At 67.2% G+C, this 23839-nt stretch carries 17 protein-coding genes; 13 read left to right on the top strand and 4 right to left on the bottom strand.

The window, feature by feature from the left end; all coding sequences use genetic code 11:
* Positions 1 to 141 precede the first annotated feature (141 nt).
* A complete protein-coding gene (ileS, locus tag OG394_RS10795) occupies positions 142 to 3285 on the bottom strand; it encodes an isoleucine--tRNA ligase (protein WP_328995012.1) in 3144 nt (1047 codons plus the stop codon).
* A 1294-nt stretch (positions 3286 to 4579) separates the two neighbouring features.
* On the opposite strand from ileS, the gene OG394_RS10790 reads away from it, so the two are divergent.
* The 12 genes from OG394_RS10790 to OG394_RS10735 all read left to right on the top strand — a co-directional run bounded on the left by OG394_RS10790 (position 4580) and on the right by OG394_RS10735 (position 19757).
* Complete coding sequence (locus tag OG394_RS10790; RefSeq protein WP_442914290.1) at positions 4580 to 5734, top strand: IS30 family transposase; 1155 nt, start codon at positions 4580 to 4582, stop codon at positions 5732 to 5734.
* A gap of 885 nt (positions 5735 to 6619) precedes the next feature.
* The gene (locus OG394_RS10785) at positions 6620 to 7438 is read left to right on the top strand and encodes a class I SAM-dependent methyltransferase (RefSeq protein WP_328995010.1); all 819 of its coding nucleotides are present in this window, start codon (positions 6620 to 6622) and stop codon (positions 7436 to 7438) included.
* Positions 7439 to 7603: 165 nt separating this feature from the next.
* Positions 7604 to 9478, top strand: coding sequence for an AfsR/SARP family transcriptional regulator (locus tag OG394_RS10780; RefSeq protein ID WP_328995008.1), 1875 nt, complete (start codon positions 7604 to 7606; stop codon positions 9476 to 9478).
* Between the two features lie 3 nt (positions 9479 to 9481).
* On the top strand, positions 9482 to 10081 hold the full coding sequence (locus OG394_RS10775; protein WP_328995007.1) for a carboxymuconolactone decarboxylase family protein: 600 nt from the start codon (positions 9482 to 9484) through the stop codon (positions 10079 to 10081).
* A 12-nt stretch (positions 10082 to 10093) separates the two neighbouring features.
* Positions 10094 to 10360 (top strand): DUF167 domain-containing protein, encoded by a 267-nt coding sequence (locus OG394_RS10770; RefSeq protein WP_328995006.1) that lies wholly within the window; start codon positions 10094 to 10096, stop codon positions 10358 to 10360.
* Between the two features lie 204 nt (positions 10361 to 10564).
* Positions 10565 to 11317 carry a TraR/DksA family transcriptional regulator gene (locus OG394_RS10765; RefSeq protein WP_328995005.1) on the top strand — a complete coding sequence of 251 codons (753 nt, stop codon included), beginning with the start codon at positions 10565 to 10567 and terminating at the stop codon, positions 11315 to 11317.
* Positions 11290 to 11985 carry a signal peptidase II gene (gene lspA, locus OG394_RS10760; RefSeq protein WP_328995004.1) on the top strand — a complete coding sequence of 232 codons (696 nt, stop codon included), beginning with the start codon at positions 11290 to 11292 and terminating at the stop codon, positions 11983 to 11985. The genes OG394_RS10765 and lspA overlap by 28 nt, the downstream gene beginning before the upstream one ends.
* Entirely contained in the window at positions 11978 to 12907 is a 930-nt protein-coding gene (locus OG394_RS10755; protein WP_328995003.1) for an RluA family pseudouridine synthase, read from the top strand. The genes lspA and OG394_RS10755 overlap by 8 nt, the downstream gene beginning before the upstream one ends.
* Positions 12908 to 12911: 4 nt before the next feature.
* Complete coding sequence (locus OG394_RS10750; protein ID WP_328995002.1) at positions 12912 to 13520, top strand: Type 1 glutamine amidotransferase-like domain-containing protein; 609 nt, start codon at positions 12912 to 12914, stop codon at positions 13518 to 13520.
* Positions 13521 to 13640: 120 nt separating this feature from the next.
* Positions 13641 to 17183: a DNA polymerase III subunit alpha gene (gene dnaE, locus OG394_RS10745; protein ID WP_328995000.1), complete on the top strand. Its 3543-nt coding sequence runs from the start codon at positions 13641 to 13643 to the stop codon at positions 17181 to 17183.
* A gap of 46 nt (positions 17184 to 17229) precedes the next feature.
* Complete coding sequence (locus tag OG394_RS10740; RefSeq protein WP_328994998.1) at positions 17230 to 17832, top strand: hypothetical protein; 603 nt, start codon at positions 17230 to 17232, stop codon at positions 17830 to 17832.
* A 44-nt stretch (positions 17833 to 17876) separates the two neighbouring features.
* Positions 17877 to 19757: a DUF3352 domain-containing protein gene (locus tag OG394_RS10735; RefSeq protein WP_328994997.1), complete on the top strand. Its 1881-nt coding sequence runs from the start codon at positions 17877 to 17879 to the stop codon at positions 19755 to 19757.
* Between the two features lie 317 nt (positions 19758 to 20074).
* Here OG394_RS10735 and OG394_RS10730 read toward each other — a convergent pair whose 3' ends face one another.
* On the bottom strand, positions 20075 to 20488 hold the full coding sequence (locus OG394_RS10730) for a putative immunity protein (protein WP_328994996.1): 414 nt from the start codon (positions 20486 to 20488) through the stop codon (positions 20075 to 20077).
* A gap of 79 nt (positions 20489 to 20567) precedes the next feature.
* Here OG394_RS10730 and OG394_RS10725 point away from each other — a divergent pair, with 79 nt between their 5' ends.
* Positions 20568 to 21350, top strand: a complete 783-nt coding sequence (locus OG394_RS10725) for a nucleotidyltransferase domain-containing protein (protein WP_328994994.1) — start codon at positions 20568 to 20570, stop codon at positions 21348 to 21350.
* 28 nt (positions 21351 to 21378) lie between these two features.
* Here the strand turns inward: OG394_RS10725 and OG394_RS10720 are convergent, their stop codons facing one another.
* Entirely contained in the window at positions 21379 to 21711 is a 333-nt protein-coding gene (locus OG394_RS10720) for a nucleotide pyrophosphohydrolase (RefSeq protein WP_328994993.1), read from the bottom strand.
* A gap of 132 nt (positions 21712 to 21843) precedes the next feature.
* Complete coding sequence (recQ, locus tag OG394_RS10715) at positions 21844 to 23751, bottom strand: DNA helicase RecQ (RefSeq protein WP_328994992.1); 1908 nt, start codon at positions 23749 to 23751, stop codon at positions 21844 to 21846.
* Positions 23752 to 23839 lie beyond the last annotated feature (88 nt).

Genomic DNA, 23839 nt, shown 5'->3' with positions numbered 1-23839 from the left:
ATTCATTCGTCGGAATCCGCCCTCTGTCGTCCGCTGACCTGTACAGGGCAGCGGCGCTGAGAGGGCGGATTCCGACGAATGAATGCAAAAAAGAGGCCGGAGGGCCTCCTCGCGGAAGACCTCCGGCCGTTAGTTGCTAGGTCAGGACTTGCGGAGCCAGTAGGTGAGGCCTAGCTCCTCGTCGGTGCCGGTCACCAGGTCGGCGGCCGTGGCCGCGTTGTGGTGGAGGGCGACGGCGAGGATCTCGCGGCCGACCTCGTCGCCGTGGTGGGCGAGGGCGTCGGCGAGTTCGCCGGTGGCGGAGAGCCAGACCTCGATGCGGTCCGACACCTCGAGGCCGGCGTTCTTGCGAGCCTCCTGGAGCGTACGGACGACCTCGCGGGCGAGACCGGCCTGCCGCAGCGCGGGCGTGACCTCCAGGTCGAGGGCGACGGTCTCGCCCTGCTCGTTGACCACGGACCAGCCTTCGCGCGGGCGCTCCGACAGCAGCACCTCGTCCGCACTCACCTCGACGTCGGCACCATCAACCTGCACCGACGCCTTCCCGGCCGCCTTCAGCGCAGCGGCCAGCTCGGCCGCGTCCGCCTCGGCGATGGCCTTCGCGACCACCGGCGTCTGCTTGGCGAACCGCTTGCCGAGCTCGCGGAAGTTGCCCTTGGCACTGAACTCGACCAGGTCCGCCCCGGCCGACGACAGCGGCTCGACCGAACCCACGTTCAGCTCGTCCGCGATCTCGGTCAGCAGCTCCTGCTCCAGATCCGCGATCGCCGCCGACCCGACCAGCGCCCGGCTCAACGGCTGCCGGGTCCGGACCTTGGCCTCGGCCCGGGCCGACCGCCCGAGCTCGACGACGCGACGGGCCATCGACATGTGGACGGCCAGGGTGTCGTCGATCAGCCCCGCGTCGTACGCCGGGAAGCTGCTCAGGTGCACCGACTCGGGCAGGCCGACGCCGACCGGGCGGAACACGTCCTGCCAGACCCGCTCGGTCACGAACGGCGTCAGCGGCGCCATCAACCGGGTCAGCACCTCGAGCGTCTCGTGCAGGGTGGCCAGCGCGCCGGCGTCACCCGCCCAGAACCGGCGGCGCGAGCGCCGTACGTACCAGTTCGAGAGCACGTCGACGAACTGCCCGATCAACTGGCCGAGCTTCGCCGTGTCGTAGTCGTCGTACGCCGCTTCGGTATCGCGGACCAGCCGGTTCGTCTCGCCGACGAGCCACCGGTCCAGCACCGAACGATCCGCGACTGCGGGGGCCTCGGCCGTCGGATCCCAGTCGGCCAGCCGCGCGTACAACGCGTGGAAGGCGACCGTGTTCCAGTACGTCAGCAGCACCTTGCGGACGATCTCGTTCAGCACGTTCGGCCCGACACCGCGCGGCTTCCACGGCGAGCCGGAGCAGGCCATGAACCAGCGCACCGCGTCCGCGCTGTGGTCGTTCATCAACGGGATCGGCTCGAGGATGTTGCCGAGGTGCTTGGACATCTTGCGGCCGTCCTCGGCCATGATGTGCCCGAGGCAGACGACATTGCGGTACGACGACTCGTCGAACACCAACGTGCCGATCGCCATCAACGTGTAGAACCAGCCACGGGTCTGGTCGATCGCCTCGGCGATGAAGTCCGCCGGGTAGGCCTGCTCGAACTTCTCCTTCGAGCCCTCCACCCACGGGTATCCCCACTGCGCGAACGGCATCGAGCCCGAGTCGTACCAGGCGTCGATCACCTCGGCCACCCGGGTCGACGTCTCGCCACAGGTCGGGCAGGCGAAGGTGATGTCGTCGACGAACGGCCGGTGCGGGTCGGTGTTGCTGAGGTCCCGGCCGGCGAGTTCGCCCAATTCCTGCAGCGAACCCACGCACACCTGGTGGTCCTCGGCGCACCGCCAGATCGGCAGCGGCGTACCCCAATAGCGGGACCGCGAGAGCGCCCAGTCGATGTTGTTCTTCAGCCAGTCGCCGTACCGGCCCCACTGGGTCGACTCCGGGTACCAGTTGGTCTTCTCGTTCTCCCGGAGCAGTGCGTCCTTAACCTGGGTGGTGCGGATGTACCAGGAGGGGAGCGCGTAGTACATCACCGGAGTGTGGCAGCGCCAGCAGTGCGGATACGGGTGCTCATACGGCACGTGGCGGAACAGAGCGCCTCGCGCCTGCAGGTCCTTCACCAGGTCCGTATCGGCCTTCTTGAAGAACTGCCCGCCCACCAACGGCAGGTCTGCGTCGAACGTGCCGTCGGCCCCGACGGGCTTCACGACCGGCAGTCCGTACGCACGGCAGACCACGAGGTCGTCGGCGCCGAAGGCCGGAGCCTGGTGGACCAGACCCGAACCGTCTTCGGTGGTGACGTACTCAGCCAGTACGACGAAGTGGGCCGGCTCCGGGAATTCGACCAGCTCGAACGGACGCTGGTAGTTCCAGCGCTCCATGTCCTTGCCGGCGAACTTCCCGGTGACCTCCCAGCCCTCGCCCAACGTGCCCAGCAGCGGCTCGGCCACAACCAGCGACTCGTTGCCGTCCGTCGCGACCACGTAGGTCACGTCCGGATGGACCGCGACAGCCGTGTTCGAAACGAGCGTCCACGGGGTCGTCGTCCAGACCAGCATCGACGCCTTGCCCGCGAGCGGACCCGACGTCAGCGGGAAGCGCACGTAGACCGAGGGGTCGACGACCGTCTCGTACCCCTGCGCGAGCTCGTGGTCGGAAAGACCCGTGCCACAACGCGGGCAGTACGGCGTGATCCGGTAGTCCTCGACGAGCAGACCCTTGTCGTGGATCTGCTTCAGCGACCACCACACCGACTCGACGTACTGCGGGTCCATCGTGCGGTAGGGCTCGTCCATGTCGACCCAGTAGCCCATCCGGGTGGTGAGCTCGCGGAACGCGCCGACATGCCGCAACACCGACTCCCGGCACTTCGCGTTGAACTCCGCGATTCCGTACGCCTCGATGTCGTTCTTGCCGTTGAACCCGAGTTCCTTCTCGACGGCCACCTCGACCGGCAGACCGTGACAGTCCCAGCCGGCCTTGCGCTCGACCGAGTAACCCTTCATCGTCCGGTAGCGCGGGAACACGTCCTTGAAGACGCGCGCCTCGATGTGGTGCGTGCCGGGCATGCCGTTGGCGGTGGGCGGGCCCTCGTAGAACGTCCACGGAGTACCACCCGCCGTCTGCTCGAGACTGCGCGCGAACGTGTCGTTCTCATCCCAGTGGGCGAGGATCTCCCGTTCCATCCCGGGGAGGTCGACCTGCGCCGGGACCTGCTTCCAGGGAGTGGTTGGATCCGCCATCGTGCACTTCCTCCGTCAGAAAAGCCCGAACCTGACGAAGGGACGAGACCGGCGCCGTCGCCAGAGTCCCGCGGTACCACCCTTCTTGGTGACGGTCGAACGCGCCACCCACTCGTAAACGCACCACTGCTGGTTCTACTGAGCCTTGCGGCCGTTCTTCCAGCGACTCCGGGGTGATAGCCCCATCAACGCCTTGTGATTACGCCCTTCGAAGTCTACGACCACGCCTTGCCCGAACACGAATCCTTAACCCTTGCCGGTTGGCCGGGTCGTTGGTGGGCACCCGTCCCCCTGAGTCTTCCGAATTGTCAGGCCGGTCCGGGCCGCGTCAAGGGCTTCATCGGCTGTCGCCGACGCTGACGCGCCCTTGACGCGGCCCGAACCGGCCAAAGGCGGCAGCTATCAGGGGGACGGGTGAGGTCTGCCCGTTTGCGTACGCCGTCCGGTCTGGGATGGCGAGTGGTGCGGCTTCCTGAGTCAACTGGACGTTTTTCGGGCCGGAAAACGTCCAGTTCGCTCAGGAAGATGATGCTGCACGTCTTTGCGGCGGTTATGTGCCCGCAATTCGTGCGTTATCCCGTCATCTCCTGGGTTCCGGTGCGAACTAAACGGCCCGGAACCCAGAATCTCAGACGTTAACCCTCCAAATCGAGAGCGCCATCCCGAATTTTGGCGATGCGCCCTCCAAATCCGGATGTGCGCCGCCCTATTCCGAGGGTCGACCCGCGGAATGGGGAGTCGACATGGCAAATTTCGCGAGTCCACCCCCCATTCCGCAGGTCGACCCTCGGAATAGGGTCATGGCCGGTGCCGTCGCCGGGATGGTGTGTGCTGGGAGTGGCTGGCCATCCGCGAGGTGGGTTACCACCCCGGAACGGCGGGTTCACGTGGTTGTTGCAACACCTCGATTTGAGGAGTTGTGATGGTTATGTCGTTTGTGGAGGACAACGAGCGTCACGGTGCTGCCTTGTTGCGGCTGGTGGATTCGGGGGTCGGGGTAGCGGCTGCGTGTGAGTCGTTGGGGATCGGGCGTGGTCGTGGCTATGAGATCTTGCGGGCTCGTGGCCGTGGTTCGCGTCCGCGCACGGTGATCACTGATGCGTTGCGGGAGCAGGTCATCGCGGTGTTCAAGGAATCGGGGAACATCACTGGCGCGGGTTCGGCCTGCGGGTTGAGGCATGACACTGCCCGGCGGATCCTTGTCGTGGCCGGGCTGGTTCCCGCGGTGCGGGCCGTGAAACGCAAGACCCAGGCCAGGGTCCGCCTCGAGGAGTTGCTGGAGGCGGGCTGGTCCATCACGCGCGCAGCCAAGGAGGTGGGCGTGCATCCGGGTACTGCGCGGGACTGGCATCACGGGGTCCGCAGGGTGGGCAACACGCGGGTCTATCCCGATGGGCGGGTCGTGGACTACGGCACCACAACCCGATACTCCACTTCCATGACCCCATCAGCTGACGCGGTGATCAGCGACCGTTACCTGTGCCTGGACCAGCGGCTGGCGATCGCCGATGGGCGGGTCAACAAACTCACCTTGACCGCGATCGCGGCCGGCATCGGCAAGGACAAGTCCACAGTCTCTCGTGAGATCCGCGCCCACAGTGTTGAAGGAACCTACCTGCCCCACCAAGCCCACCGCGACGCTGCGGCCGCCAGGGCCCGGCCCAAGACCTCAAAGCTGGTCACCGATCCCGCGTTGCGTGAGCAGGTCGAGCTGGGTCTGGAGCGGAAGTTGTCGCCGGAGCAGATTTCGAACAGGCTCGTCAAGGACTTCCCCGACGACGAGAGCATGCGCGTGAGCCACGAGACGATCTACAAGGCGCTCTACTTCCAGGCCCGCGGCGGCCTCAAACGCGAAGTCCAGACCGCGCTGCGCACCGGACGGACCCGCCGCAAACCACAACGCCAGCCCGGCCAGCGCCAGCACCGGTTCGTCGAGGAGATGATCATGATCTCCGAGCGGCCCGCCGAGGCCGACGATCGCGCGGTTCCCGGCCACTGGGAAGGCGACCTGATCATGGGCGAGAACAACCGGTCCGCGATCGCCACCCTGGTCGAACGCACCACCCGCTACACGATGCTGGTCCACCTGCCCGGCGGCCACGACGCCGAACAGGTCCGCGACGGTCTCATCGCGACGATGAAAACCCTGCCCGGCCATCTGCGCGGCTCGCTGACCTGGGACCAGGGCTGCGAAATGGCCAAACACAAACAGTTCTCCATCGCCACCGACATGGCCGTCTACTTCTGCGACCCGCACTCCCCCTGGCAGCGCGGCACCAACGAAAACACCAACGGACTACTGCGCCAGTACTTCCCCAAGGGCACCGACCTGAGCATCCACGGACCCGAAGACCTCGAACACGTCGCCCAAGAACTCAACGGGCGACCACGCAAAACGCTCGACTGGGACACCCCAGCCGAACGCCTACGTGATCTACTCACCACCTAGAAACCAACCCGGTGTTGCAACGACCCCTCGAAACCGCCAACCCGGGGTGGTAAGCCACCCGCACGATGGCTACCCCTCGCCAGGCAAGAGCATTCCGCGCCAACCCGCCACCCGAACACGGCACCACCCGGCCACCGAGCGCGGCACCACCCTGGCGTCCGTGCACGGCGGCACCCGACCACTGAGGATTGCGCCACTCGCCACCGGACGGCATCGCCCGGCCAATCGTGCGTGGCGTCACCCCGGGCGTTCGTGAAGGGCAGCGCCCGGCCATCGAGGACCGCACCGCTCGGCAATCCGCGAACGGCGTTGGCCGGCCATCCGTGAATGGAATCGGTCGGTCATCGCGAACGGAATCAGCCGGCCAATCGTGAACGGAATTAGGTGGCTATTTGTGAATGGGGAGGCGTGATGCAGGCGGTCATACTTCGCTCGTCCCCCTGAATAGCCCGCCGCACTTGGTGGACCCGGGTCGGGTCAAGGGCGCGTTAGCGTCGGCGGTAGCCGATGGAGCCCTTGACGCGGGCCGGGTTCACCTGACAATTCGGAAGAACTCAGGGGGACGAGTGCCCACCGAAGAGCACGGTTCGAAGGTGATACCGGGCTGGCGATTAGCGTTGATTCGTCCGAATCCGCCCGCCTACGTAGGCGACCAAACGGACCCGCCGCAGAAAGGGGCGAGCGGATGCAGACGAATCAACGCAGCCATGGAGGGGGCTGCGCAGCAGGGAGAGGACGTCGCGTGAGCGGGGTGGGGCTAGGTGGGTGGGGGTTTGGGGTTGACAGGTTGGGTGGGGCGTCACACGGTGGGTCACACGGGGGTGGGGGAGGTTGTGGGGAGGCCGCGGGGGTGCGGTCGTGGGGGATTGAGGGGAGATGCTGGAAATGGAAGCTGGCACCGTGGATTTCAAGGCGGTCAAGGACAAGCAGCGCGCGGGTTGGGAGACCGGCGACTATCCGCGGGTGGGTAACACCTTGCAGATCATGGCCGAGAGGCTTGTCGGGGCGGCGGAGGTTCATGCGGGGGAGAACGTTCTCGATGTCGCGTGTGGTCAGGGGAATGTCGCCTTGTCTGCAGCTAGGCGGTTTGCCACCGCGACAGGGGTCGATTACGCGGCAAATCTTCTGGCCCAAGGGCGTGAGCGGGCGGAAGCAGAGCACCTACCGGTCACCTTCATTGAGGGCGATGCCGAGGAACTCCCCTGCGAGGATCATGAGTTCGACGCGAGTCTCAGCACGGTTGGCGTGATGTTCGCGCCGGACCAGTTCCGGGCCGCGAGCGAGCTCGTTCGGGTAACCCGTCCGAACGGCAGGATCGCGCTCGCGAGTTGGACGCCCGAGAGCCTGGTCGGTGCGATGTTCAAGGTGATTGGCAAGTACGCGCCGCCGCCTCCTGCGGGGGTGGTGTCGCCGATGCTGTGGGGCACGGAGGCGCGCTTGGCGGAGCTGTTCGGCGACAAGGTCGAGTGGACGGTGCTCAAGCGTCGTACGTTCGAGTTCTGCTACCACTCGCCGGAGCACTTCTCCGAGTGGTTCACGCAGTACTACGGCCCGATCACCCGCCTCGCCGGAACGCTCGACGAGACGCCGCGGGCGCAGTTCGCGGCGGACCTCACCGAGGTGGCAGCTCGGTACAACAAGGCGACCGACGGGACGCTGTACGCACCCGGCGAGTACCTCGAGGCAGTAGGCATCCGGCACTAACGACCGGCCCGACCGGCGCCGAGGTGCAGGTAGCCAAGGGGCAGGTAGCCAAGGGGCAGGTCGCCAGGGGGCAGGTCCCAAATGGTCGGCAAGGGGCAGGTCGGCGAGGGGGCAGACGGGAGTGGGGATCGGCGTCACAATGTGCTCGGGGGGAGTGCTGGAAACATGGTGACGATTCGTTTACTGGGTCCGCCGGCCATCGTGCGGGACGGTCAGGTGATGCGGCCGCCGCGGGGGCGGAAGGCTTGGGCGCTGCTGGCCTATCTGCTGCTGGCGGATCGGCCGCCGAGCCGCCGGCACCTGGCCGATCTGCTCTTCGCGGACGCGGAGGACCCGCTCGGCGCGCTGCGCTGGACCTTGGCGGAGTTGCGCCGGGCGCTCGGCGTGCCAGGCGTACTCGGGGGAGATCCGGTCAGTACCGACTTCGGCGAGGACCTCACGGTCGACGTACTCCTCGTCATGCAGGACGAAGCCGACCTGCTCTCGGCCACGGGTGAGCTGCTCGAAGGGCTGGAACTCCCGTCGAGCCTGGAGTTCGAGTCCTGGCTGTTGGTCGAGCGGCATCGGGTCTCGTCCCGGATCGAGGCCCGGCTGCATCAGAAGGCCGTCGCGCTGCTCGCCGCCGGCCGGGCGAGTGATGCCGTGACGTATGCGAGCCGGGCGGTGGCATGCAATCCGCTTGAGGAGGGGAACCACGAGCTGCTCGTTCGCAGCCTGGCCCAGACCGGCGACCGGCATGCCGCGCTCAAGCAGGTCGCCGTCTGCCAGGACATCCTCCGCGTCGAGGTCGGCATCGAGGCCTCGCTCGCCCTCCACGAGGCGGCCAACGCCCCAACCGCCACCCTGACCAGGCCCAGCACCGGGGCCGGCACCAAGACAAGCACCAAGACAAGCACCGAGGCGAGCAGCGAGATGAGGGGGAAGATGCGGATCCCCGGACCGTTGGCCAGCGGCCGGGCCTCGGCGGTCGGGCAGCTCGAGGCGGGCCGGGCTGCCATCGCGGCAGGCGCGGCCGACGCCGGGGTCGAGTGCCTGCGCCGGGCCGTTTCCGAGGCGGCCCGCTGCCAGGATCTCGCCCTGCACGGACGGACGCTCGCGGCACTAGGCGCCGCACTCGTCCACTCCGTCCGCGGGCGCGATGAGGAAGGCGCGCTCATCCTCCACGAAGCGATCGACCTCGCCACTCAGGCCGGGGATGACGCCGCCTTGGTCACGGCGTACCGGCTGCTCGGTTTCGTGGAGGTCCATGCCGGTCGGCGGAAGACGGCCGACGCCTGGTTGGCGAAGGCGCAGGCCGTCGCGCGGACCGATGCCGAGCTGGCCGCCGTACTCGGGGTGCGGGGGATGAACGCCTCGGACCGGGCCGATTACCCGGCGGCCTTCCGGCATCTCGAGGACTCGGTCGACCGGGCTACCGCGGCAGGCGATTCGCGCCAGCAGGCTTGGTCGCTCTCGATCCTCGGCCGGGCCCACCTACTCCGGGGCGAACGCGCGCAGGCCGGCGCCGTAGTCGCGCGGTCGATCGAGCTGGCACACGAGCAGCGGTGGATCGCGTTCCTGCCTTGGCCGGAGGCGTTGCGGGCCGAGATCGACCTGTACGACGGACGGCTCGACGCGGCGGCGGATGATCTCGAGCAGGCGTGGGTCCAGTCGTGCCAACTCGGCGATCCGTGCTGGGAGGGCATGACCGCGCGGGCGCTCGGCCTGCTCAGCACCCTGCGCGGGGATCATCGCGGGGCGATCGAGTGGTTCGGCGAGGCCGCGACGCGTTCCAACCGTGGGCCGGATCGCTATCAGTGGATCCACGCTCACGTGCTCGACACGATGATCACCACCGCGCTCGACCGGGACGAACCGGCCCGCGCTCTGCCGTTATTGGCGCGGCTGGACGCGCTCGCCGCCCGCTGCGACATGCGCGAGCTGGTCGTACGGGCGCAATTGCACAAGCACCGACTAGGCGACCGTACGGCGCTCGGCGCGGCCGCGTTGATGGCAGCCGATATCGACAACCCAGTCCTGACCCAACTCCTGAACGGATAGCCGATGACCGCGACCGCATTCCTGCCCGGGCCCGTGGCCGAACCTTCGCCCGAGACGCTCGCGATGTACCAAAATGACGTGAACGAGCTCGGGCAGGTCATGAACATCACCCGTGTCTGGGCGCACCAGACGGCCGCGCACGAAGCGTTGTTCGGCCTGCTCGCGCAGTGCGCCGAGGCCGCGAACCTCGACGTACGGCGGAAGGGGATCCTCGTCCTCGCGACGGCGTCGACGCTGGGTGATTCGTATTGCTCGCTGGCCTGGGGCCGAAAGCTCGGTCTCGAGGCCGATCCCAACCTCGCGGCCGGGGTGATCGAGGGGCTCGACGATGGTCTGACCGAGTCCGAGCGGGCGCTGGCGAACTGGGCCCGGAAGGTGGCGCGCGACGCGAACGGCACCAGCGAGGGCGACGTACAGGAGTTGAAGGAGGCCGGATTCACGGACGCGGAGGTCGTCGCGATCACCGTGTTCGTGGCGCTGCGCTTGGCCTTCTCGACCGTGAACGACGCGCTCGGCGCCCGGCCGGACGCCCTGTTCCGCGCCGCGGCATCCGCGGAAGTCCTCGCGGCGGTCGACTACGGCCGGCCCATCGCGGAGGACTGAGACACTTTCGGGATGCGGGTTTTGGTACGAGTGAAGCCGGGTACATCGCGAACCAGCGTCGGCGGCCGGTACGACGGACCGGGCGGTGTCGCGCTGGTCGTCTCGGTTGCCGCCCGGGCGGTCGAGGGGCAGGCGACTCGCGCCGTGCTCGAAGCGGTCGCTACGGCCTTCGGCGTACGGCGGTCGGCAGTGACGTTGGTGCGGGGCGCGACGAGCCGGGACAAACTACTCGAAGTCGACGGTGCGTCAGCGGATCGTCTCAGCGAGTTGCTCGGTTAGCAGCGCGTAGCACAGTTGAACCGTTTGTGTCACTCCCCGAAGTCACAACTCGTCTCATATGACGCAAACAACATCGAGTGTGGTTGAAGAACCGACTACCGTATGTCCACGGTCTGCGCGTCGGGCTGGTACGTGGACCGTGCGTGCCCTACATTCTTGCGACCAGTCCGCATCAGTCCCCGACGATTGCAGGGGGTAGTCGCTATGGCTACATCGGCTCCGAAGAAGTCCGCCCCCGTACGCACGCCCGTGGTCAAGAAGAAGGCCGCGGTATCCGCTGAGACCGGCACGGCCAAAAAAACGCTGGCGAAGAAGGCCCCGGCCAAGAAGACTGCGGCCACCAAGGCCCCAGCCGCCAAGGCTCCGGCCGCGAAAGCCCCGGCTAAGAAGGCCCCGGCCAAGAAAGCGCCGGCCAAGACCCCCGCTAAGGCCATGAACGCCAAGGCCACGACAACTGCCAAGAAGGCATCTGCCCAGGCAACACCGACGAAAAGGGTGGCAGTGAAGACTAGCGAGAACAAGACAGCGGCCCCGGCGTCCGGCAAGGCAGCTGCCAAGGGAGCGGACAAACTCACTGTCGGAGCGAGCGAGGCCCCGTGGACGACAGCGGAGATCGCCGAGATCCGCGGTGAGCTGGAAGCCGACGCCAAGCACCTGCGTGAGGAGATGAACACGGCCGAGCAGGAGATCGCCGGCCTGTTCCGGGACGGTGGCGACGGCGCCGGTAACGACCCGGCCGACGTCGGCTCCAACACCTTGGAGCGCGACAACGAGATGTACCTGGCGAACAACGCGCGCAACATGCTGGAGCAGATCGAGCACGCCCTGTCGAAGCTGGCAGACGGGACGTACGGGGTCTGCGAGAGCTGTGGCAAGCCGATCGGCAAGGGTCGGTTGCAGGCGTTCCCGCGTGCGACACTGTGCGTGTCATGCAAAGAACGCGAAGAACGCCGCTGAGTCAGACACCAGAAGCCAGTCCCGGTGACGCCCCGGAGCTAGATCCGGGCGCGCAGCCGGAGGACGCGGAACCGGCCGACACCTCGTCGGCCGGTTCTGCGTCGTCGTCCGAGGAGCCCACGGTTTCGGAGCCGCCGGCCTTGGAGCCCACGGCCGGCCGCCGCCTACCGCTGCTGTTCGCCCTGATCGGCCTGGCCGTGGTCGGGCTGGACCAGCTGACCAAGGTGCTCGCGCTGAACAACCTCGAGCCGGGCGAACCGGTCGACATGATCGGATCGCTGCTCCGGCTGAACCTGATCCGCAATCCCGGCGCCGCCTTCAGCCTCGGTAGCGACTACACCCCGGTGATCGCGGTCATCCAGATCACCGTTGCGCTGGTCGTGGTCTACCTGGCCCGTCGGCTCGGCTCGACCGGCTGGGCGCTGGCCTTCGGTTTCCTCTTCGGGGGTGCCGTCGGCAACATCATCGACCGGATCTTCCGCGAGCCGTCGCCGTTCCACGGGCATGTGGTCGACTTCCTGCAGCTGCCGCATTGGGCGATCTTCAACGTGGCCGACATGGCCGTGACAACCGCCGCGATCCTGATGATCGTGCAGACATTGCGCGGTATCAAGCTAGACGGCACCCGGGAAGTATCGTCCGGAGCAGGGAAGGCAACCAGTGAGTGATTCGCGCACAGTGATCGTGCCGGACGGTCTGGCTGGTGAGCGTCTCGACGCCGCACTGTCCCGCCTGTTCGGTTTCTCGCGGACCAAGGCGGTCGAGATGATCGACGCCGGCCTGGTCCAGGTCGACGGCGCCAGCGCGATGAAGTCGGCCCGGGTCGTTGCCGGCTCCCTGCTGGACGTCGAGATCCCGCCGCCTCCGGGCGAGATCCAGGTCGTGCCCGAGATGGTCGAAGGCCTGCGCATCGTGCATGACGACGACGAGATCGTGGTCGTCGACAAGCCCGTCGGAGTCGCGGCCCACCCGTCCCCGGGCTGGACCGGCCCGACCGTCATCGGCCATCTCGCCGGCGCCGGTTTCGCCATCTCGACCAGTGGTGCCGCCGAGCGCAAGGGCATCGTGCACCGCCTCGACGTCGGCACCTCCGGCCTGATGGTGGTCGCGAAGACCGAGCACAGCTATACCGTGCTCAAGAAGGCCTTCAAGGACCGCACGGTCAAGAAGATCTACCACGCGCTGGTCCAGGGCCACCCGGACCCGTTCACCGGCACCATCGACGCCCCGATCGACCGGCATCCCCACCACGACTACAAGTTCGCCGTGGTCGCCGGTGGTAAGCCCAGCGTCACGCACTACGAAACCCTCGAGGCATTCCGCTTCGCGACGCTGCTCGAGATCACCCTCGAAACGGGCCGGACCCACCAGATTCGCGTGCACATGGCGGCCGTCGGCCATCCGTGTTGCGGAGACGCGCAGTACGGCGCCGACCCGGTCCTAGCGGAGCGCCTCAACCTGTCCCGACAATGGCTGCACGCCATGCGCCTCGGGTTCACGCACCCGGGTTCGGGGGAGTACGTCGAATACAGCTCGACCTATCCGTCCGACATCGAGAAGGCCCTCGAAGCCCTCGCGGACGCCTACTAGGCAGATGCGGCTCTACCTTTCGTCGTACCGGCTGGGGGATCATCCCGAACACCTGCGCGCGCTCTTCAAGAGTGAACGCGCGCGGGTGGCGGTCATCGCGAACGCCCTGGACGCCGTACCGGCTGAGCTCCGGGCCGAGATGGTCGAGCGTGAGCTTGCGGATCTCGCCGGGCTTGGTTTGACCGGCGTCGAGCTCGACCTCCGCTCGTCTGTCGACCTTCAGGGGTACGACGGGGTGTGGGTGCGCGGCGGGAACGTTTTCGTCCTGCGTACGGCGTTTGCTCGCAGCGGTTTCGACGTACTACTTAAGTCGGCGCTTGAGGCGGACTCGATCGTTTATGCCGGGTACAGCGCGGGCGCCTGCGTATTGGCTCCGAGCCTGCGCGGTCTCGAGCTGTGTGACCCCGTGTCGGACGTTGACGGCGAGGTGCTGTGGGACGGCCTCGGGCTGATCGACGAGGCGATCGTGCCGCATGTCGACTCGCCGGGACATCCCGAGACCGATCTCGTCCGCCCGATCGTCGACCTCTACCGCCGAACCGGCGTACCGCACCTAACTCTCCGCGACGGCCAGGCGCTCCTGGTCACCGGTTCATCCCGTCAGGTGGTCTGACGCGCCCGGATATCGGGCGGTGTTCGGGGTGCTCGGAGAGGCGATTCAAAAACTGTCCTAGCCGCCGTTTAGGGTGAGGTTCTTCCCGCTCACCGGCGTCCCCTGGAGGTCTGCTCAGACATGCCGTCCGCCGACAGTTTCGTGCATCTGCACAACCACACCGAGTACTCCATGCTGGACGGCGCCGCACGGATCAACGAGCTCTTCAAGACCGCCGAGCAGATGGGCATGCCCGGCCTCGCGACCACCGACCACGGCTTCGTCTTCGGGGCCTATGAGTTCTGGAAGACCGCGCAGAAGTACGACGTGAAGCCGATCATCGGCGTCGAGGCCTACCTCACCCCGCAGACGCACCGCACCGAGCGCCGCCGGGTGAAATGGAGCGAGGGCGGTAACAGCAGCGACGACGTCTCGGGTGGTGGTTCGTATACCCACATGACGCTGCTCGCCAAGAACACGAACGGCATGCACAACCTCTTCCGGATGGCGTCGCTCGCCAGCCTCGAGGGGTACTACTTCAAACCCCGGATGGACCGCGAGCTGCTCCAGACGTACGGCGATGGGCTGATCGCGACCACGGGCTGTCCCGGTGGCGAGGTCCAGACCCGGCTGCGCCTCGGGCAGTACAAGGAGGCCGTCGCGGCGGCCGCGGAGTTCCGGGACATCTTCGGCGCGGAGAACTTCTACTGCGAGCTGATGGACCACGGGCTGCCGGTGGAGAAAGTCGTCCAGACCGACCTGCTGAAGCTCGCGAAGGACCTCGGCCTGCCGCTGCTCGCGACCAACGACCTGCACTACACGCACCCGGGTGACTCGGTCGCGCACGCGGCCCTGCTGTGCGTGCAGTCCGGCTCGACGCTGTCCGACCCGAAGCGGTTCAAGTTCGACGCGGACGAGTTCTACCTGAAGCCCGCCGACGCGATGCGCGAGCTGTTCCGCGATCATCCCGAGGCCTGTGACAACACGCTGCTGATCGCCGAGCGCTGCAACGTCACCTTCACCGAGGGGGAGGGCCGGTTCATGCCGCGCTTCCCCTGCCCGGAGGGTCACAACGAGGAGTCCTGGTTCGTCTCCGAGGTGGAGACCGGCCTGCACAAGCGCTACCCGGCCGGCGTGCCGGACCACGTCCGCAAGCAAGCCGAGTACGAGATCGAGGTCATTGTCTCGAAGGGCTACGCGGGGTACTTCCTCGTCGTCGCCGACTTCATCAACTGGGCCAAGGACCAGGGCATCCGGGTCGGCCCGGGCCGTGGTTCCGGTGCCGGTTCGATGTGCGCCTACGCGATGCGCATCACCGACCTCGACCCGCTCCGGCACGGTCTGATCTTCGAGCGCTTCCTGAACCCGGAGCGCATGTCGATGCCCGACTTCGATATCGACTTCGACGACCGTCGCCGCCCCGAGGTGATCCGCTACGTCACCGAGAAGTACGGCGACGACCGGGTCGCGATGATCGTCACCTACGGCACGATCAAGGCCAAGCAGGCGATCAAGGATGCCGGCCGGGTGCTGGACTATCCGTTCGCGATGGGTGACCGGATCACCAAGGCGATGCCGCCCGCGGTGATGGGCAAGGACATCCCGTTGTCCGGCATCTTCGACTCCGCGCACAAGCGGTACAGCGAGGCGACCGAGTTCCGCGCGCTCTACGAGTCCGACGCCGATGTGCGCAAGATCGTCGACACCGCCCGCGGCCTGGAGAACCTGAAGCGCCAGTGGGGTGTGCACGCGGCCGGCGTGATCATGTCCAGCGAGCCGCTGATCGACCTGATCCCGATCATGCGCCGCGAGCAGGACGGCCAGATCATCACCCAGTTCGACTACCCGAGCTGCGAGACGCTCGGCCTGGTCAAGATGGACTTCCTGGGTCTGCGCAACCTGACGATCATGGACGACGCCGTCAAGAACGTGGAAGCGGCGCACGGCATCGAGCTCGACCTCGACGCGCTCGGCGAGACCCTTGACGACGCCAAGACCTATGAGCTGCTCGGCCGCGGTGACACGCTCGGGGTCTTCCAGTTCGACGGCGGCCCGATGCGGGCGCTGCTGCGGTTGATGAAACCCGACAACTTCGAGGACATCTCCGCCGTCGGCGCGCTCTACCGGCCAGGTCCCATGGGTGCGAACTCGCACACCAACTACGCGCTGAGGAAGAACAACCAGCAGGAGATCAGCTACCCACACGACGAGCTCGCGGTAGCGCTGGAGCCCATTCTCGGCACGACGTACGGCCTGATCGTGTATCAGGAGCAGGTGATGGAGATCGCGCAGAAACTCGGCGGCTACACGCTGGGTAAAGCGGATCTGCTCCGCCGGGCGATGGGTAAGAAGAAGCGCGAGGTGCTCGACGCGGAGTACGTCGGGTTCTCCGAGGGCATGAAGGCGAACGGGTTCTCCGAGAAGTCGATCAAGGCGCTCTGGGATGTCCTGGTGCCCTTCTCCGACTACGCGTTCAACAAGGCGCACTCCGCGGCGTACGGTCTGGTTTCGTACTGGACCGCCTACCTGAAGGCGAACTACCCCGCGGAGTACATGGCCGCTGTGCTGACGTCCGTCAAGGACGACAAGGACAAGATGGCCATCTACCTGAACGAATGCCGCCGGATGGGCATCAAGGTGCTGCCGCCCGACGTCAACGAGTCCGACTCCAACTTCACCCCGGTCGGGACCGACATCCGCTTCGGCCTGTCCGGGATCCGCAACGTCGGCGTCAACGTGGTGGCCGAGATCGTGTCGGCGCGTGAGTCCGAGGGCCGGTTCACCGATTTCGTGGACTTCATCGACAAGGTGCCGCTGCCGGTCTGCAACAAGCGCGTCATCGAGTCGCTGGCGAAGGCGGGCTCGTTCGACTCGATGAACCACGCCCGCCGGGCCGTCGTCGCCGTGCACGAGCAGGCGGTCGACGAGGCCATCGACCTCAAACGCAACGAGGCGCACGGGCAGTTCGACCTGTTCAGCATGGGCGATGACGACAGCGGTGAGGGCGGCAGCCGGCTGACCGTGACGGTGCCCGAGATCGAGGAGTGGGACAAGGCCACCAAGCTCGCGCATGAGCGGGACATGCTCGGTCTGTACGTCTCGGACCACCCGCTGTTCGGCGTCGAGCACGTGCTCACCAACGGCACCGACTGCACGATCGGCCAGCTGCTCGCGGACGAGGAGCGCCCCGACGGGACTCAGGTCACGATCGGCGGTCTGGTCACCTCGGTGCAGCGAAAGGTCAACAAACGCGGCGATATCTACGCGATCGTCACGCTGGAGGACCTGGAAGGTTCGATCGAGGTGATGATGTTCTCCTCGGCGTACCAGCTCGCCGCGCATGTGCTGGTCAACGACGCGATCATCTTGATGAAGGGCCGGATCCGGCGCCGCGACGACCGGGTCGAGCTGAGTGGCTCCGACGTCACCGTGCCCGACCTGACCGAGGGGCCGTCCGGTCCGGTGGTCATCTCGATGCCGGTCAACCGGTGTACGCCGCCGGTGGTCGAGCAGTTGCGCGAGGTGCTGTCGGCCCACCCGGGGATGACCGAGGTGCAGTTGCGCCTACAGGCCCGGCAGAAGACGACGGTGATGCGGATCGGCGACCGGTTCCGGGTCACGCCGACGCCTTCGCTGATGGCGGATCTCAAGGCGTTGCTCGGTCCGCATTGCCTGGCCAGCTGATGGGGCTTCTTCGGGGAGGCCTCAGGTGATGGGTCACACTGGCGAGGTGAGTCAGTATCCCCAGCCGTATCCGCAGCCCTATTACCAGCCGGCCGTCGCCCCTGAGCCCTCATTGCCGTGGGCCCGCGCCTTGAGTGTCACCGTCGCGGTCTTTCTGGTGGTGGGCGCGATCGGCGGCTGGGTCTGGCAGCAGTACGCACCGCTCGCCCGCTACTCGGTCGACGCTGATGGCGGCTCGCTGGGGGAGGAGGAGATGACCCGGGTCTTCGGCCCCGACGGCACCTTCACCGCGATCGGATTCATCGCCGGCCTGGTGATCGGCGGCGCCTTGTTCTGGTGGTTGCACCGCTATGGCCCCTGGGCGGTCGCGATCGTCGTCGCCGGCTCAGCGCTCGGCTCCGGCGTGGCCTGGGGCGTCGGTATGCTCCTCGGCCATGATCCGCTGGACCCCAGGCTGGAGGCGGCCAAACCAGGCGACCTCCTGCCGGCACCGCTCGAACTGCATGGCTGGACCCCCCTCGCATCCTGGATCGTCGGGGCAGCTCTGGTCGCCGCCGTTATCGCGGCCACGACCTGGCGGAATGATCCGCCCGCGGCTGCAACCGGACCGGCCTCACCTGCGTCCGAGCAGACGCCGTGGATGCACTAACCTGACCCGGCCCGGCGATCGGCCGGACGATCCGAGGGGGCTCGATGTCTGACCACACCAACCCGCCGTACGGCGGCCAACCCGGCCCGGGGTATCCCGGTGCCAACCAGGCCGGGCCTTATGGTCCGCCTGCCGGCCAGCCTGGGTCTTACGGTCCGGGCGGTCCGGTTCAGCCCGGGCCCTACGGTCCGCCCGCGGGCCAACCGCCATACGGACAAGGCGGTCCGGGCCAACCCGGCCCCGGCCAGTACGGCGCACCAAGTCATCCCGGCGGGCCTGGCCAGTACGGCGGCCAGCCTGGCGGCCCGGGGCAGTTCGGCGGTCAGCCCGGGCAGTATGGTCCGGGGCAGTACGGTCAGCCCGGTGGAGCGGGTCAGTACGGCGGCGCTTCCGGCACGCCGTACGGACAGGTCGAGCAGGGCGGCTTCGGCCCGGGTGGTCCGGGCGGCCCGCACATGCAGCAGTGGCAGCCCGAGCCGCGGAAGCGCCGGAGCAAGCTCGTCCCGCTCATCGCGGCCCTGGCCGTTTTCATCGTCGCGGGCGGCGGTGCTGCCTTCGCGTACAGCAGGCTGAACGGCGGCGGTGACCAGCCCGAGGCGGTCCTGCCGGGCAACGCCGTCGCGTATGCCCGCGTAGACCTCGACCCGGGCGCGGGCCAGAAGGTCGCGGCGCTGCGGTTCATGATGAAGTTCCCGTCGGTCAAGAACGAAATCGGCATCACCAGCGACAACGACGACCTGCGCCAGAAGCTGTTCGAGTTCATCAAGAAGGAGTCGGGCGACGACCTGGCCGACGTCGACTTCAAGAAGGACATCGACCCCTGGCTCGGCGACCGCGCGGGCGTAGTCGCGGTGCCGGGTGCCGACAAGGACCCGGAGCCGATCGTCGCCGTCCAGGTCAAGGACGAGGGCAAGGCCAAGGCCGGCCTGGAGAAGCTGTTCGCCGACGAGGACCCGGACGACAAGCCGGGCATGGCGTTCAACGGTGACTACGTGCTGCTGGCCGAGGACCAGGCCGCCGCGGACAAGGCCGTTGCCGACGGCAAGAACAACCCGCTCGCCAACAACGCCGAGTTCAAGAAGTCGATGGACGACCTCGGCGAACCCGGCTTCGCGTCGGTCTGGATCGACAGCGAGGGCATGGCGGCGCTGGCGGCCAAGGAGCTGAAGCAGGGCGATCTCAAGATCACCTCTGGCAGTTTCGCCGCGGCGCTGCGGTTCGACGGCGACTACGTCGAGCTGAAGGGCGTCGGTTACGGCGACCCGACCGCCACGAAGAAGCCGCTGACCGGTGGCGCCGCCCCAGCCGTCAACACACTGCCGACCACCACCGCGGCCGCGATTGGTATCGGCGATGGCGACTCGCTCATCGGCCAGGTCTGGGCGCAGCTGCAGAAGGTCTCGAGCGACAAGTTCAACCCGTCCGAACTGGCCCGGGGCTTCTCCGAGCAGTACGGCCTGGTGCTGCCCGATGACCTCAAGGTGCTGCTCGGCAAGAGCTTCGCCGTCTCGCTCGACAAGTCCAGCGAGGGTGGTCCGAAGGTCGCGGCCAAGAGCAACACCGATCCCGCCAAGGCGGGCGCAGTGGCCGACAAGCTGCTCGGCATCGCCCGCAACCAGGGCAACGTCGACGTCCCGATCGTGAAGGCGCAAGACTCCGACACCCTCGTCCTCGCCACCTCCCAGGCGTACGCCGACGAGGTCCTCAAGGACGGCGGCCTAGGCGCCAGCGAAGCCTTCAAAAAGGCCGTCCCGAACACCGACAACGCCATCGTCCTGGCGTACGTCGACTTCGAAGCCCTGGTCGGTTTCGCCCCACGCCAACTCGACAACCCGGACTTCAAAGCCCTCAAGTCCGCCGGCCTGGTAAGCAGCCAAACCGCCAACGGCGACACCGAATTCACCCTCCGAGTAGTAGCCAAGTAGGCCGTAGCCAGTAGGTCATTCCCACGCAGCCGCCGGTTCCCTCCACTGGACCCGGCGGCTGCTGCGTCCCCGCCGTCCCGCGCCGGTCTCCCACCCGGCGTGTCGGTATCCCGCTCATCGGTCCCTTGTGACGCGGCGTGTCGCGCATCATCGGTCCCTTGTGACCAAAGGCGCCAGCCTCCCGCACTTTGCATTCATTCGTCGGAATCCGCCCTCAGCCGCCGCGAACCTGTGCGGGTCCGGTGACCTGTGAGGGCGGATTCCGACGAATGAATGCAAGGTGGGAGGCGGCCGGCGGGCGATCGGGCGTGCGGAGGTCAGCGGGTGCTGGCTGGGAAGACTTTGGCGCGGAGGTGGTCGGGGAGGCGGCGGTATTGCCAGTCGCGTTCTTCCACCGTTGCCATCTCGTCTTCGCTCGCCTGGGTGGCTGCCTTGGCCGCGTACGCCGCGGCGTGTGGCGCGTGTGTCACCACATGCGCAGTCGCGGCCGCATGTCCGGCGGCGCGTGCGGCCGAACGTGCGGCGGGATGCTCGGCCTCGCGGGCCGCCTTGTGCGCGGCGAACGCGGCGGCCCGCGCCTCGGTCATCGGCATCTCCCCGGCGGCCCAAGCACGCGCAGCCTCGATCGCGAGACGCGGGCGGTCGTCAGTGGGATGGACCTGCTCGAAAAGGTTGAGGACGCGGTCGGCGCAGTCGGCGGCCCAGAGCGCCAGTGCTTCGTGATCCTCCATGCATCCTTCCCCAGGCTGCGAATCACCTCATCCCGTAAATCGTGTGCCGAGGCGTGGGCCTTCGGCAACAATTACGGGCATGTCCGATCCAACCTCTCACAGGCCGGACCACACCGCTGACGAGTCAGCATTTCTCGGACGCCTGGCCGATCGCCTGGCCGAGTTACCGGGTGTCGAGGCCGTATCGCTCGGCGGCTCGCGGGCGCAAGGTACGAATCGCCCCGACAGCGACTGGGATCTCTCGATCTACTACCGCGGCGAGTTCGATCCGCGGCACCTGCGCGACGTCGGCTGGCCCGGCGAAGTCGCGGAACTGGGAGCGTGGGGAGGCGGCGTCTTCAACGGCGGCGCCTGGCTCGAGGTGGACGGGCGGCCCGTCGACATCCACTACCGCGACCTCAACTCGGTCGAGCACGAGCTGGCCGAAGCGCGCGAAGGCCGCTTCCGGATCGAACGCCTGATGTTCCACCTGGCCGGCATCCCCAGCTACATCGTCGTCGGCGAACTCGCGATCAACCAGATCCTCCGCGGCGACCCGCCACGTCCGACGTACCCCGAAGCCCTCCGCGAGAAGGCCCCAGCTGTCTGGTGGAGCCTCGCCGACCTCACCTTCGGCTACGCCACCACGGCCCACGCCGCCCAAGGCCGCCTAGCCCAATGCGCCGCCACCCTTACAGTCGCCACGTCGTACGCCGCCCACGCCATCCTCTCCGCCCGCGGTGAATGGACCACGAACGAGAAAACCCTCCTAACCCAAGCTGGCCTAGCAAACCTCGACGAAATCCTCGCCAACCTCACACCCGCCGACCTCCCCAAGGCCTGCACTGCCGCCCGCGCATTAGCTGCCGCCGCACGGCCTTAAGACGCACTTGTACGACGGGGGAGTTCGGTTACGCCGACGGGAGTTGGCTGCGGACGTGGTGTTCGAGATCGTCCATCGTGGTCGTGAATGCGTGCTCGAGATCGACGCCAACCGCATCGGCGATCACCAGCACACTCCACAGGCAATCCGCCAGCTCATGCCCAAGCGCGGCCGCCAAATCGACTGGTCCCGGCCGCGAACCGGTATGTGCTCCGATCAGCTTGGCCAGGTCCCCGACGTCACCGGTGAACCCATTCATCAACTCGGTGACCGACCACGCTCGCCCGTCACGCCGTACCTCCAACTCGGCATACAACGCCCGTACTTCACGAGCCCGGCCGCTCATCTCCCAAAAGTCCATCCGCCGACACTCCTGTCCTTTGCATTCATTCGTCGGAATCCGCCCTCTCAGGCACACCTACCTATGCAGGTCGGCGGCGGGAAGAGGGCGGATTCCGACGAATGAATGCAAAGGACAGGTGCCCTGAAATGGTCAGGCTTCGGCGGCGAGGGTTTCCAGGACGCCTTCGCCGTACTTGGCTAGCTTGTTCTCGCCGACTCCGCTGATTGTGCCGAGTCTGGCGAGAGTGTCGGGCAGCTCGGTCGCGATCTGGCGCAGGGTCGCGTCGTGGAAGATGACGTACGCCGGGACGCCCTGCTCCTTGGCGACGGCGCCGCGCCAGGCGCGCAGCCGCTCGAACACGGGCATCGCCTCGGGCAGCAGGTCCGCCGCCGGAGTTGCCTTGCGCGACGACCGCGACGGACGACTCGCGCGCTCGGGCTCCCGGCGCAGCGGCACTTCGCGGCGGCGCCCAAGCACTTCGGCGCTGTCCTCGGTGAGCACCAACGTGCCGTAATCGCCTTCTACCGCAAGCAACTGGCGCGCAAGCAGTTGCCGGATCACGCCGCGCCACTCGGTGTCGCGCAGCTCCGTCCCGATGCCGAACACGCTCAGCTCGTCGTGTTTGAACTGCGTCACCTTCGGCGTGACCTTGCCGAGCAGGATGTCGATGACCTGGCCGGCGCCGAACTTCTGGCGCCGCTCGTGCTGCAGCCGGTAGACCGTCGACAACAACTTCTGCGCGGCGATGGTCCCGTCCCACGACTCCGGCGGGGTGAGGCAGGTGTCGCAGTTCCCGCAGGGTGTCGCGGATTGGCCGAAGTAGTTCAGCAGTTGCACGCGACGGCACTCGACCGTCTCGCACAGCGCAAGCATGGCGTCGAGATGTGCGCTGAGCCGTCGCCGATGGGCGAGGTCGCCCTCGGACGTGTCGATCATCTTGCGCTGCTGGACGACGTCCTGCAGCCCGTACGCCAACCAGGCGGTGGACGGCAGTCCGTCACGCCCGGCGCGACCCGTCTCCTGGTAGTAGCCCTCGACGGACTTCGGCAGATCGAGATGGGCCACGAATCGCACGTCGGGCTTGTCGATACCCATCCCGAACGCGATCGTCGCGACGACGATGAGCCCGTCCTCCCGCAGGAAGCGGGACTGGTTCTTCGCGCGGGTCCGGCTGTCGAGGCCCGCGTGGTAGGGGACAGCGGCGATGCCGTTCTTCACCAGGAATTCCGCGGTCTTCTCGACCGAGTTCCGCGAGAGGCAGTAGACGATGCCGGCGTCGCCCTCGTGCTCGTTGCGCAGCAGGTCGAGCAACTGCTTCTGCGGGCTGCCCTTCGGGACGATCCGGTACTGGATGTTCGGCCGGTCGAAGCTGGCCACGAAGTGCTTCGCGTCACCGAGGTTCAGCCGGGTGGCAATCTCGCCGTGCGTGGCCTCGGTCGCCGTGGCGGTCAGCGCGATGCGCGGCACATCCGGCCAGCGCTCGTGCAACTCCGACAGCATCAGGTAGTCGGGCCGGAAGTCGTGTCCCCATTGGGAAACGCAGTGCGCCTCGTCGATCGCGAACAGGGAGATCTTGCCCTGGTCGAGCAACCGGGTGGTCGCCTCGACGCGAAGGCGCTCGGGCGCGAGGTAGAGCAGGTCGAGATCGCCGGCGAGGAACGCCTGCTCGACGTCACGACGCTGCTCGTAATCCTGAGTGGAGTTGAGGAATCCGGCCCGAACGCCCGCCGTGGTGAGAGCGTCGACCTGGTCCTGCATCAACGCGATCAACGGCGAGATGACGACACCAACACCACTGCGCACGAGCGCGGGTATCTGGTAGCACAGCGATTTGCCGCCACCCGTCGGCATCAGCACCAGGGCGTCACCGCCCGAGATCACGTGCTCGATGATCTCCTGCTGCTCGCCGCGGAACGCGTCATAACCGAAGACCCGATTCAGCACGGCAAGGGCCTCGCTGACCTCCGACGCGATCTCGGGTGTCAAGGTGTCAAGCGTGGGGGGTTTGTCCTCCAGGGTCGGCGCGTTCAATCCGGACGGGTTCTCGACAGCAGCCACCGGGCGATTCTACGAGCCGGCGGACGGCATTTCCCGCCACCAGGCCGCGCCTGTGGATAACCCGCCCGCAATGCGTGCACCAAGGCCA

The organism is Kribbella sp. NBC_01245 (assembly GCF_036226525.1).
GTDB lineage: Bacteria > Actinomycetota > Actinomycetes > Propionibacteriales > Kribbellaceae > Kribbella.
The sequence above is the reverse complement of the archived record's forward strand: the minus strand, read 5'-3'. Positions and strand labels throughout refer to the sequence as shown.